The sequence below is a fragment of the Alsobacter sp. KACC 23698 genome, assembly GCF_045348435.1.
Lineage (GTDB): Bacteria > Pseudomonadota > Alphaproteobacteria > Rhizobiales > Beijerinckiaceae > Alsobacter.
In genome coordinates, this window is record NZ_CP157484.1 from 2,619,775 (window position 1) to 2,631,790 (window position 12,016).

Below are 12,016 nucleotides of genomic sequence, written 5' to 3' on the forward strand. Positions count from 1 at the left end.
TCAGGCGCTCCTCGAATTCTTGCGGTTCAGGGCCGCGACGTCGAGAGCCGTGGGCTCCTGGGCGACATGCGGGTGCTCGGCGCCCTTGTAGACGCGCAGGTTGCCGAGCTGCTTGCGGCCGAGCGGCCCGCGCGGAAGCATGCGCTCCACGGCCTTCTCGACGACGCGCTCGGGAAAACGGCCTTCCAGGATGAACTTCGCAGTCCGCTCCTTGATGCCGCCCGGATAGCCGGTGTGGTGGTAGTAGACCTTCTGCTCGCGCTTGCGGCCGGTCAGAACCACCTTGTCGGCGTTGATGATGATGATGTTGTCGCCGCAGTCGACGTGGGGCGTAAAGCTCGCCTTGTGCTTGCCGCGCAGCCGCATGGCCACGAGAGACGCGAGACGACCCACCACGAGGCCTTTCGCGTCAATCAGCACCCACTTCTTGTCGACCTCGGCGGGCTTGGCCGAATAGGTCTTCATGGGACTAGTTCCGATCATGGGCGCGCCGACGAGATCGCCTGCGCGGGAATGAAACGCGGGCGACCCAAGGCCGCCCGTGCGATGGCCGTCGTCTACAGCAGGCGCCCTCGCGCGTCAATTCAGGATTCCAGCAGACTTTCCAGAAAACACGTTTGAAAACAACGATCTAAGATATGCGGTAAAATAGCACCGCGAAAAAATCAGCATGGCGGAATGGAATAGGTGCCTGTCACATGCGCGACCGGCTCGTCCGAACCCTCCGACGTGATCGTGACCTCGCCCACCGCCAGCCGCTTGCCGAGCTTGAGCAGCCGGCATTCGGCCAGCAGCGCCCGGGGTTCCGGCTTGCGCAGGAAGTTGATGGAGAGATTCGTCGTCACCGCGAGGCCCACCGGCCCGATGGCGCCCAGGACCGCCGCATAGAGGGCGAAGTCGGCCAGCGTCATCATCGCGGGGCCCGAGATCGTCCCGCCGGGCCGAAGCTGGCTCGGATGGTAGTCCATGCGCAGCCGCGCCCCGTGATGCGGGATGGCGAGCACGTGCCAGATGCGCCCGTGGGAGTACATCTCGGGGAACTCACGCTCCAGAAACGTCTCGAGCTCGCGAACCGTCATCACCGCCGATGCAGCCGTGTCGTTCATGCGCCCCTGCCCTTCTCGCCGCCGCCATTCCCCTCGGCGGCGTTTCGCATATCATGCCGCGAACGCAGCGCAACGGCGCAAACGGGACCGAGCAGAATGAGCGCGACGCTGTCCTCCACGGAACGAGAGCCTGTCCTGCTCAGGGCTGACGACGGCGGGACGGCGGTCCTGACGCTCAACCGCCCGCATGCGCGCAACGCCCTGTCCGAAGGCCTGATCGAGGCCCTGACGGTCGAGCTCGACGCGATCGCCCGGCAGCCTTCCGTCAAGGCGGTGATCCTCGCCGCGTCGGCGGGGCCCTGCTTCTCCTCGGGGCACGACCTGAAGGAGATGACCGCGCGCCGGGCCGACGCCGATCGCGGCCGCGCCTACTATGAAGACGTGCTCGGCCGCTGCTCGGCCCTGATGCAGCGGATCGTCCGCCTCCCCCAGCCGGTCATCGCGGCCGTCGAGACGCTCGCGACGGCCGCCGGGTGCCAACTCGTGGCCTCCTGCGACCTCGCGGTCGCCGGCGAAGAGGCCCGGTTCTGCACCCCTGGCGTCCATATCGGGCTGTTTTGCTCGACGCCGATGGTGGCCCTGTCCCGGAACTTGTCCCGCAAGCACGCGATGGAGCTGCTGCTGACCGGCGCGGCCGTTCCGGCCGGGGACGCCTTGCGCATGGGCCTCGTCAATCGCGTCGTCCCGAAGGGCCAGGCGCTGGAGGGCGCCCGGGACTTCGCCCGGACGATCGCGTCGAAGTCCGGTCCGGTTCTCGCCATCGGCAAGCGCGCCTTCTACGAGCAGCTGGAGATGGGCCTTTCGGACGCCTACGCGCACGCGTCCCGGGTCATGGTGGAGAACATGCTCGCCCGCGATGCGGAAGAAGGGATCGGCGCCTTTCTGGCCAAGCGCGAGCCGCGGTGGGAGTGAGCCCCTTCCGCACCGGGGCGGATCGCGTGTAGGACAGCCTTATGAACCACGACAGCTATCCCGACGACCTCATCCGGGGCGTCCTCCATACCGTCAAGTCCATCGCGCTGGTCGGTTTCTCGGCCAATCCGGCGCGGCCGAGCTGGATCGTGACCAAGTACCTGATCGAGCGCGGCTACCGGCTCATCCCGGTGAACCCCGGCCTGGCCGGCCAGACGGTTCTCGGCCAGCTGGTCTACGGCTCCCTGGCCGACATTCCCGGCCCGGTCGACATGGTCGAGATCTTCCGCAACTCGGAGGCCGCCGGCCCGATCACCGACGAGGCGCTGGCGCTGGATCCCCTTCCCAAGGTGATCTGGATGCAGCTCTCGGTGCGCAACGACGAGGCCGCCGCCCGCGCCGAGGCGAAGGGCGTCACCGTGATCATGAACCGCTGCCCGAAGATCGAGTTCGGCCGGCTGTCGGGCGAGATCGGCTGGAACGGCATCAACTCGCGCATTCTGTCCTCCAAGCGCGCCGTCATGGCCGAAAAAGGCTTCCAGAAGCGCACGCTGGGGCCGCCCGGGGTGAACCCGTTCGGGGCGCGGCGCTGAGGTTCTGCAACCGTCCGTGCGTTGACGCACCGCCCGCCGTTCGATAAAAAGAACAGCATTTCCCGTTCCACGAACGTCGCGGGCTCGCCCGCGCTCCTGCATGAGGACACGCCCATGACCGAGCCAAAGGCTCCCGGCTTCGCCACTCTTGCGATCCACGCCGGCGCGGCGCCGGATCCGGCGACGGGCGCGCGCGCCACGCCCATCTACCAGACCACGTCCTTCGTGTTCGACGACGTCGACCATGCGGCGTCGCTGTTCGGCCTGCAGGCCTTCGGCAACATCTATTCGCGCATCGGCAATCCCACCTGCGCGGTGCTGGAGGAGCGCGTCGCCGCGCTCGAGGGCGGCACGGCCGCGCTTGCGGTGGCGTCCGGCCACGCGGCCGAATTCCTGGTGATGCACACCCTGATGCAGCCGGGCGACGAATTCATCGCGTCCAAGAAGCTCTATGGCGGCTCCATCAACCAGTTCAATCACTCCTACAAGAACTTCGACTGGCGGGTGAAGTGGGCCGATCCGGACGACCTCTCGAGCTTCGAGGCCGCCGTCACGGACAAGACCAAGGCGATCTTCATCGAATCCATCGCCAATCCGGGCGGCGTCATCGTCGACATCCAGGCCATCGCCGACATCGCCCACAGGGCGGGCGTGCCGCTGATCGTCGACAACACGATGGCGACGCCCTACCTGATCCGCCCCTTCGAGCACGGCGCGGACATCATCGTGCATTCGGCCACCAAGTTCCTGGGCGGCCACGGCAACTCCATCGGCGGCCTGATCGTCGACGGCGGCAAGTTCGACTGGATGAAGTCGGGCCGCTATCCGATGCTGTCGCAGCCGCGCCCCGAATATGGCGGCATGGTGCTGGGCGAGACCTTCGGCAATTTCGGCTTCGCCATCGCCTGCCGGGTGCTCGGCCTGCGCGACCTCGGCCCGGCCCTGTCGCCCTTCAACGCCTTCATGATCTTGACCGGCATCGAGACGCTGCCGCTGCGCATGCAGCGCCATTGCGACAACACGCTCAAGGTCGCCCAGCATCTGCAGCGCCACCCCAAGGTGGCGTGGGTCAGCTATCCGGGCCTGGAGGGCGACAAGTATGGCGCGCTGGCGAAGCGCTACTCGCCCAAGGGGGCCGGCGCGGTGTTCACCTTCGGCCTCAAGGGCGGCTATGACGCCGGCGTGGCGCTGGTGTCCAACCTTAAGCTGTTCTCGCATCTCGCCAATATCGGCGACACGCGTTCGCTCGTGATCCACCCGGCCTCCACCACCCACCGCCAGCTGACGGCCGACCAGCAGACCCAGGCCGGCGCGGGCCCCGAGGTGGTGCGGCTCTCGATCGGCATCGAGGACGTCGAGGACATCATCGCCGACCTCGACGAGGCGCTCGCGGCGAGCTGAAGCCCGGGGCGGGCCAAGGCTCGCGGCGAGCTTCGCGGTCAGGCCGGCGGGCGCACGCTGCGCGTCAGCCGCCAGTGCACCGCCGCCATGCTGAGCACCAGCATGGCGAAGGCCTGATGGGCGAGGCCGAGCGATAAAGGCGTGATCGCCAGCAAGGTCGCCACGCCGAGCGCCGCCTGCGCCAGGGCGAGCGACGCAATGGCGCCGGTCCGGCGCGCGGCCGAGGACCCCGGCAGGCTCCGGCGCGCCGTCCAGGCCTGCGCCACCGCGACCGCGACCAGCGCATAGGCCATCATGCGGTGGTTGAACTGCACCGTCAGCGGGTTGTCGACGAGGTTCTCGAACCAGGGCGAAATGACGAACAGGCCGGAGAGATGCGGCACGAAGCGCCCGTCCATCAGCGGCCACGTGTTGTAGGTCAGCCCCGCTTTGGAGCCCGCCACCAGCGCGCCGAGCGCAATCTGGAACAGCACCGCCACGAGCGTCGCGGTCGCAAGGCCGCGCACCCGGCGCGTGGTCGGCTCGGGCGCGGATCGGCCCAGGCCCGCCGCCACGGCCAGCAGCCCCGCCAGGATGACGCTCGCGGTGGTGAGGTGCAGCATCAGCTTGACCGGCGCGACCGCGGTCATCCCGGGCTTCAGGCCGGACGCCACCATGATCCAGCCGATCGCGCCTTGCAGACCGCCCAGCAGGCCCAGCGCCAGGACCGTCAGGGCGAGGCGCCCGCGCAGCACGCCCGTCGCCAGGAATCCGATGAAGCCGAGGCCGAACACCAGCCCGATCGCCCGGCCGAGCTGCCGGTGCGACCACTCCCACCAGAAAATCTCCTTGAACTCGGACAGGGTCATGCCCTTGTTCACGAGCTCGTATTGGGAGATCTGGCGGTACTTGTCGAATTCAGCCGTCCAGGCCTGCTCCGTGAGCGGCGGAATCGCGCCGGACACCGGCTTCCACTCCGTGATCGACAGGCCCGAGCCGGTCAGACGCGTCGCGCCTCCCACCAGCACCATGACGAACACCAGCGTGGCGATGAGGTAGAGCCAGGCCCGGACCGCCGCAAGGCCACGGCCGACCGTCTCGGAGCGCGCCAGCCGGCTCGCGCGCTCGACATCCTGCTCGGCGGCGGAAAGAGACATGGGTGTGGTCCGTCGGTCCGGATCGCCGCGCCGCGGCGAAATGCGCCGTGCGTCGGGGTTGATCGTCAGGGCAGCGGGACACATAGTCCGACCGGCCCCGGCCCACAACGGTCGCGTCGCCGCAGGCGCGCCCCGGCCATTGCAACCGCCGCGTCGCCCTCCCCGCCTCGCTTTGGAACGGATGGATCTTGATGCGCCGACGCACGCGAAAATTTATCGGCGCCGTGACCATGCTGGTCTTCGTCTGCGTCTACGCCCTGGGGGCGATGACCGTGGCGCAGGGCGCGATCCAGGACGCAGGCAAGCTGGCGCAGGCCCTGTTCTACGTCGTCGTGGGGCTCGGTTGGATCCTGCCGATCATGCCGCTCATTCGCTGGATGGAGCGGCCCGATCCCGAAGACGCTTGAGCCTCATGCGGCGTCGACGCGCCGGCCCCTGTTCCAGAGCCAGAACGGGACCCCCGACAGGAGCACCTCGAACTGCCCGGGGTCCTGGAAGAAACCGTTCAGCGAGATCCGCGGCAGCGCCGTGAGATGCCGCGCATGCTCGGGAAAGAGCATGCCTCGCCGGGTCGTCACTGCGCTACGAAAACCCAGTTCCCTGGCCAGCGCGAAGTCGCGCGGCCCGGCGGAGCTCCGATCGCCCACCGGATAGGCGAGATGCCGCACCGGCGCGCCGAGTTCTTTCTCCAGGATAGCCTTCGATTCCGCCATCTCCCGCCGGGCCGTCTCGGCGTCGTGCTTGGCCAGCATCGGATGCGTGAGCGTGTGGGCGCCGATGGCGATGAGGGGATCGGCGGCGAGCCGCCTGACGCCGTCCCAGTCGAGGCACAGTCGCTCGGCGGTCGCCCGGCTGTCGACGCCCTGCTCGCGCGCCAGACCGGCGATGACGGCGCGCAATTCCGGCTCGGGCCGGGCGCGCAGGCGCCAGTAGATCGTCTCGAAGGCGGCCGATTTCTGGGCCGCGGTGGATGCCGGCAGGTCCAGCGTCTCCCCCCCGATCGACGCGCTGACCTGGGCCGCGCGAGCGATGGCGTCCTCCAGGTCCAGCCACCACAATTCGGCGCTGCGCTCCACGAAGCCTGGCGTTACGAAAATGGTTGCGGGCGCGCCATGGGCGCGCAGGACCGGCAGCGCATGCTCCAGATTGTCGCGATAGCCGTCGTCGAAGGTCAGCGCGAGGACGCGCTGGTCCACGCGCCCCGCCTCCACGGCGTCCACGGCCTCGTCCAGCGGGACGAAGCGATACCCGGCCGCCCTGGCGCGCGTCAGCGCGAGGTCCAGGAATTCGGGCGTCACCTCCAGCAGGCGGTTCGGCGCGAACTCGCGCTCCACCCATGGCCGGACATGATGCAACATCAGGATGCCGCCGAGCCCCCGCAGGCCGCTCCCGGCCCAGCGCGGCGCTCCAGCCGCCGCCAAACCCGCGAAAGCGGCGCCGTAGAGACGATGCTTCAGCCCCATATTCAACACCGTAAGTTAAGTCGGCGCATGCCGTTCAACTTGGGGCTGCGACGTTAATCCTGGTTTAAGCATTCTGTTGACGTGATGGTCCTCGGCGACCACCGTGACCCCGTCAAAACGCCGGGAACACGATGTCGGTCGCCCTTGCATATCCGATGATCAGCTGGAGCGACATCACCGTCTTCCGATCGGCTGAAGACGCCGAGGCGCTGTGGCGCGCGCTCGAGGCGGATGGGGCGTGCACCCCCTACCAGCGCTATGACTGGCTGTCCGCCTGGTATGCGACGGTCGCCATGATGAACCGGCTGCAGACGGCGATCGTCGTCCTCCGCGATTCGAACGGCTGGCCTGCGGCCCTGTTTCCCTTCGTTCTGGAGCGCCAGGGCCCCGCCCTCGTGGCGCGCTTCGCCGGCGGCAAGCATTGCAACGCCAATATGGGCGTTTTCCGCCCGGGCTTCGCCGAACAACTCGGCCATACGCCCGCCGTGGCCATCCTGAACGCCATGGCGGACGAGATCGCGAGGGAAGGCCTCGGCAGGGTCGACGTCTTTCACCTGCGCGCCCAGCCGGGCGCCTGGAGCGGCATGCCCAACCCCTTGGCGGGCGGGCCCGGATGCCACCCGGCCGAAGACGCGCACGCGCTCACGCTGCGGGAAGACGAAAGCGAAGAAGACCTCACACGTCGCCTGCTCGGCAAGGACAGCCGCAAGAAGTTGGCCAAGAAGCTGCGCTGGCTGGACGAGTTGGGCGGCGTCGCCTTCAGGCGCGCCGAGACCGAGGCCGAGGTCGACCGCATTCTCTGCTCCTTTTTCCGGCAGAAGGCCGAGCGTTTCCGCGCGCAGGGCATCGTCAACCCGTTCGCCTGCACGTCCACGCAGGCCTTCATCAGGCGGGCGGCTCTCGCCGGCCTGGATCAGGGCCGGCCGGCGCTGGAGATCCACGCCCTATGGTGCGGCGACGTCGTCGCGGCGGCCTTCGGCGGATGCTGCGACGGACGCCGGCTGAGCGGCACCTTCATCTCCATGGAGACGGACCTGGCGATCATGCGGTCAAGCCCCGGCGAACTGATCGCCCTGGAGCTCGCCCGTCTGGCGCTGCGCCGCGGCCTGAGGAGCTTCGACCTCGGCATGGGAGACGACGGCTACAAGCGCCATACCTGCCCCGAACGCGAGCTAAGGTTCGAGAGCGTCGTGCCGGTGAGCGCCCTCGGGCGCGCGGTGGCGCTGGGACTGATCGGATTGGGGCGCCTCAAGGGCGCCATGAAGCGCGACGACCGGGTGCTTCGCACGGTGCGTCGGGTCGCGTTCAGGCTCGTGGGCGGCGATCGCAACCCCTGACCTCAGGCCGCGACCCCTTCCAGACGTTGATGGGCGATCTGGACCACTGGCAGGCCCTTGCGGCCGATCTCGGCGACGAACTCCGACGCGGCTGGCGCATCCCGCTCGCCGCTCACCACCGCGGCGCACAGATCCGCATGGTCGAGCAGTTCGAGCATCGCCTCGCGGCGCTCCGAGCCGGCCGTGATCGGCGGAGCGGCGACCAGCACGACGTCATAGGTCTGGCCGAGCGCGCCCAAAGCGAGGCCGATCCCCTGCGCCCGGTCGGGCGCATCCTCCAGAGCGCCATCCCCGGCGGACACGAGATGCAGGCGCGATCCCGGATCGCGATGGATCACCTGCATGAATGAGGCGCGACCCGCCACGAGCTCGCAGAATCCGGCGCCGTCGTGCCCGCCCGCGCTCTCGGCGTCGACCAAAACGATGCGGTGGGTCCGCGCCAGGATGCGGCCGAGCGCGAAGGCGACGTCGCGGCTGGGCTGCGGGCCGGCGGACGCGACGACGCAGCGGACCGGGCCGCCGGAGGCCGCCATGTCGCGGATGCGGTCGGCCAACGCGGACGGGCGCACGCCCGGCGCCGGCGCAGCCTTCGGCGCAGGGAACGGCTCGGGATCCGCGCCCCGCAGAACGGGGTCTTCGGCGACGCGCTCCGTTCGCCGCGCCGGCGCTTCGCGCATCCAATTGACCGGGGGCTCGCCGACGCGGGCCAGGGCGGGCTGGACGGCGACGGGCGCCGGCATAGCGGGCGCGCCCGCCGGGGCCGCCGGCGCGGCGGGCTCGTTCGCGATGGCGCGGCCGGACATCAGCTCGGAGCTCACGATGCACATGGTCGAGACCAGAAAGGTCGCCAGGGTCACGATGATGATGGTCGGAAGCTTCTTGGGAAAGCTCGGGACGACCGGCGGATCGGCGCGCTGGACGATGCGCGCGTCCGGCGGCACGGCGTCCTTGACGTCGCGAGCGGTCGCTTCGCGGTAGCGCGTCAGCATCGCCTCGAGCTGCTCGCGCTGGGACCGCGCCTCGCGCTCCAGGGACCGCAGCTGGACGTCGTTCTCGCTCGCCGTGATGCTCTGCTGCTTGTAGCCGTTCAGCGTGACCATCAGGCTTTCGACGCGGCCGGCCGCGATCTTGGCGTCGTTCTCCAGCGTCCTGACGGCCTTCTCGGTGGCGGCGGCGATCTGGCCGTCGAAATTCGCCAACTGGGCCGCGAGCTCCTTGATGCGCGGATGGCCGGGCAGCAGCGAGCGCGATTCCATCGCCAGCTGCGCCTTCAAGGTCGTCCGCTCGCCCACCAGCTTGCGCACCAGTTCGTTGTTGGCGACGTCTGAGACTTCCAGCGTGCGGTTGGACGCGATCGCCTCGCGCAGCAGCTTCGCCTTGGCCTCGGCGTCCGCCTGGGCCACCCTCACCGTGTTCAGCTGCGTATTCAGCTCGGCCAACTGCTGCTGCTGGATGGTGGCGTTGTTGGTGGAGACCAGCAGGCCGGTCTTGGCGCGGAACGCCTCCACCTTGGCCTCGGCGTCGGCCACCTTCTGGCGCAGCGGGTCGATGGCGCCGTTCAGCCAGGCGCTGGCCGAGCGGGCCACCTTCTGCTTGGCCTCTTCCTGCAGCTCCAGATAGATCTCCGCGATGGCGTTGGCGCCGCGCGCGGCGAGCTCGGGATCCTTGGAGGTGAATTCGACGGTCAGCACACGCGACAGGCCCGCCGGAAAGGCCGTGACCCGCTCCAGGAAGGCGTCGATGAGCTGTTCGTTCTCGCTGGGCCGGACCACGCCGATATAGGCGAGAAGGCGGGAGGCCGAGCCCAGCACCGTCGCGCCCCGGTCGAATTCCGGATCGCCGCGCAGCTGCAGCCGCTCGATCGCCCGCTTGGCGAGATCCCGCGACGTGATCAGCAAGGCCTGGCTCGCCACCTCGCGCTCGTCGATCGTAGCGTCTCGCTCGCCGCCGTTGCCCGGCCGGGTGTAATAACTGTCGCCGGTCTGGAGCAGGATGCGCGCGTCCGCCGTGTAGCGCGACGTGGCCGTGTTGACGAAGAACGAGGTCGCCCCAAAGGCGATCAGAACCGGGATCAGGATCCACGCGCTTCGGCGCTTCAACGCGCGCCACAACTGGCCCATGTCGATATCGCCGCCACCGGCGGGGGCCTGCCCGGCGTACGCCATTACGTATTCCTTCACGACACGAACACTGGCCAGAATGGTGAACGGGCAAGGTTTCAATAACGTTAAGTCAAAACCTATGCCTGATCAGATTTTGTTAACCATGACAGCCCACAACATCTGCATCGACCACCCCTCCGAGAGTCGTGAATGTCGCGTCGTCGTTTCCTCTGTATTCTCGGCGCCGCCGCGCTGGCCGGCTGCGCGCCGCAGGTCTACGCGCCGCCTGGCTTTTCGGCGCAGCTCGACGCGCCCTACACCCTCGCCAGCGGCGACCGCCTGAGAATCATCGTTTTCGGCCAGGACAACCTGTCCAACAGCTATGCGGTCGACGGCTCTGGCCGCGTCTCGCTCCCGCTCATCGGCCCGGTCGGCGCCGGCGGCCAGACGACGGCCCAACTGGAGCGGGCGATCGAGCAGAAGCTGCGCGCCGGCTTCCTTCGCGAGCCCCGGGTGTCCGTGGAGGTGGAGCAGTACCGCCCCTTCTTCATCCTCGGCGAGGTCACGACCGCCGGGCAGTATCCCTACGTCAACGCCATGACGGTGCAGACGGCGGTCGCCATCGCGGGCGGCTTCTCGCCCCGCGCCCTGCGCACCCAGGCCGAGATCACCCGCCAGATTAACGGGCGCCTGGTCACCGCCACCGTGCCGGTGACGGTCCCGGTCAGGCCCGGCGACACCGTTGTGGTGCGCGAGCGGTGGTTCTAGGCGCGATGCCGTCAGGCCAGGCTCTGCGCATCGTCCATGTCTTCCGCGCTCCGACCGGCGGGCTCTTTCGTCACGTTCTGGACCTCGCCCGCGCCCAGGCCGACGCGGGGCACGACGTCGGCCTGATCTGCGATACCAATGGCGGCGAGCGCGCCGCGTCCGCGCTGTCGGCCGTCGCCTCCCGATTGACGCTCGGCGTGGCCAGGATCGGCATGCCCCGCGAGCCGAGCCCGTTCGACGCCACGGCTCTCGCCAGGGTCTCGCGCGTCTTGCTGCGGGCCCGCCCCGACGTGGTGCATGGGCACGGCGCCAAGGGCGGCTTCTACGGGCGCATCGCGCCGGCCCGGCCCTGGGGCCCCGGACCCGCCAGGATCTACACTCCGCATGGCGGCAGCGCCCATTACGGCCAGGCCACTCCCGCCGGCCGGCTCTACGGCGTCATCGAGCGGACCTTGGCGCGGCGCACATCCGTGTTCACCTTCGAGAGCGACTATGTCGCCGGCCGTTTCGAGGCGATGCTCGGCGACGTTCCCCACGCGGCCGTGGTCATCCACAACGGGCTCGCGGCCCACGAATTCGAGCCCGTGCTGGACGCGCCCGAAGCGGCCGACATCCTCTATCTGGGCGAGCTCCGGCGCCTCAAGGGCGTCGACACCCTGCTGGAAGCCCTGTCGCTGTTGCGCGACATGCTGCCCTGGGAGCCGTCCGCCGTGATCGTCGGCGCGGGCCCGGACGAAGCGGACTTCCGGGCGCAGGCGCGCCAGTTCGGCCTGCGGGGCGTGGCGTTCAGGCCGCCCATGCCGGCCCGACAGGCCTTCGCGCTCGGCCGGGTCATGGCGGTCCCGTCCCGGGCCGAATCGTTGCCCTATGTGGTGATCGAGGCCGCCGCCGCCCAGCGCCCCCTGGTGGCGACCGCAGTGGGAGGCGTGCCTGAGATCCTGGGGCCTTTCTCCGATCGGCTCGTTCCTGCCGACTCTCCGCAGGCTCTGGCGGCCGCGCTCGCGGCGGTCCTGCTCAAGCGGCAGGACGATAGGGCCGAGGAGGCGCGCGGCCTCGCCGCTCACGTCGCCGCCCACTTTGCCATCGACCGCATGGCGGGCGCCGTCGAGGCCGCCTACCGCAAGGCGGTCCGGCGCTGAATTAACTCTTCGGTGAAGCCGTTTCCGTATCGTTGTTGCAAGTTTTTCCAAGGATCGCG

General features: G+C 69.1%; 12 protein-coding genes. 7 read left to right on the forward strand and 5 right to left on the reverse strand.

Going from position 1 to position 12,016, the window contains the following annotated elements; all coding sequences use genetic code 11:
• Window positions 1-465, reverse strand: coding sequence for a 50S ribosomal protein L13 (gene rplM / locus ABEG18_RS12175; protein WP_406858321.1), 465 nt, complete (start codon window positions 463-465; stop codon window positions 1-3).
• Between the two features lie 200 nt (window positions 466-665).
• On the reverse strand, window positions 666-1,106 hold the full coding sequence (locus tag ABEG18_RS12180; RefSeq protein ID WP_406858322.1) for a PaaI family thioesterase: 441 nt from the start codon (window positions 1,104-1,106) through the stop codon (window positions 666-668).
• Window positions 1,107-1,202: 96 nt separating this feature from the next.
• On the opposite strand from ABEG18_RS12180, the gene ABEG18_RS12185 reads away from it, so the two are divergent.
• From ABEG18_RS12185 to ABEG18_RS12195, 3 genes are all read left to right on the forward strand, one after another.
• Window positions 1,203-2,018, forward strand: coding sequence for an enoyl-CoA hydratase (locus ABEG18_RS12185; RefSeq protein ID WP_406858323.1), 816 nt, complete (start codon window positions 1,203-1,205; stop codon window positions 2,016-2,018).
• Window positions 2,019-2,059: 41 nt separating this feature from the next.
• On the forward strand, window positions 2,060-2,611 hold the full coding sequence (locus ABEG18_RS12190; RefSeq protein ID WP_406858324.1) for a CoA-binding protein: 552 nt from the start codon (window positions 2,060-2,062) through the stop codon (window positions 2,609-2,611).
• 114 nt (window positions 2,612-2,725) lie between these two features.
• A complete protein-coding gene (locus tag ABEG18_RS12195; RefSeq protein WP_406858325.1) occupies window positions 2,726-4,012 on the forward strand; it encodes an O-acetylhomoserine aminocarboxypropyltransferase in 1,287 nt (428 codons plus the stop codon).
• Between the two features lie 38 nt (window positions 4,013-4,050).
• Here ABEG18_RS12195 and ABEG18_RS12200 read toward each other — a convergent pair whose 3' ends face one another.
• Window positions 4,051-5,148, reverse strand: a complete 1,098-nt coding sequence (locus tag ABEG18_RS12200; RefSeq protein WP_406858326.1) for a COX15/CtaA family protein — start codon at window positions 5,146-5,148, stop codon at window positions 4,051-4,053.
• Window positions 5,149-5,339: 191 nt separating this feature from the next.
• On the opposite strand from ABEG18_RS12200, the gene ABEG18_RS12205 reads away from it, so the two are divergent.
• Window positions 5,340-5,555: a DUF2842 domain-containing protein gene (locus ABEG18_RS12205; RefSeq protein WP_406858327.1), complete on the forward strand. Its 216-nt coding sequence runs from the start codon at window positions 5,340-5,342 to the stop codon at window positions 5,553-5,555.
• Window positions 5,556-5,558: 3 nt separating this feature from the next.
• Here ABEG18_RS12205 and ABEG18_RS12210 read toward each other — a convergent pair whose 3' ends face one another.
• Window positions 5,559-6,620 carry a polysaccharide deacetylase family protein gene (locus ABEG18_RS12210; protein ID WP_406858328.1) on the reverse strand — a complete coding sequence of 354 codons (1,062 nt, stop codon included), beginning with the start codon at window positions 6,618-6,620 and terminating at the stop codon, window positions 5,559-5,561.
• A 146-nt stretch (window positions 6,621-6,766) separates the two neighbouring features.
• On the opposite strand from ABEG18_RS12210, the gene ABEG18_RS12215 reads away from it, so the two are divergent.
• On the forward strand, window positions 6,767-7,948 hold the full coding sequence (locus ABEG18_RS12215; RefSeq protein WP_406858329.1) for a GNAT family N-acetyltransferase: 1,182 nt from the start codon (window positions 6,767-6,769) through the stop codon (window positions 7,946-7,948).
• Window positions 7,949-7,950: 2 nt separating this feature from the next.
• Here ABEG18_RS12215 and ABEG18_RS12220 read toward each other — a convergent pair whose 3' ends face one another.
• A complete protein-coding gene (locus tag ABEG18_RS12220; RefSeq protein WP_406858330.1) occupies window positions 7,951-10,113 on the reverse strand; it encodes a GumC family protein in 2,163 nt (720 codons plus the stop codon).
• Between the two features lie 147 nt (window positions 10,114-10,260).
• On the opposite strand from ABEG18_RS12220, the gene ABEG18_RS12225 reads away from it, so the two are divergent.
• Window positions 10,261-10,818, forward strand: coding sequence for a polysaccharide biosynthesis/export family protein (locus ABEG18_RS12225; protein ID WP_406858331.1), 558 nt, complete (start codon window positions 10,261-10,263; stop codon window positions 10,816-10,818).
• Between the two features lie 5 nt (window positions 10,819-10,823).
• The gene (locus ABEG18_RS12230) at window positions 10,824-11,957 is read left to right on the forward strand and encodes a glycosyltransferase family 4 protein (RefSeq protein WP_406858332.1); all 1,134 of its coding nucleotides are present in this window, start codon (window positions 10,824-10,826) and stop codon (window positions 11,955-11,957) included.
• Window positions 11,958-12,016 lie beyond the last annotated feature (59 nt).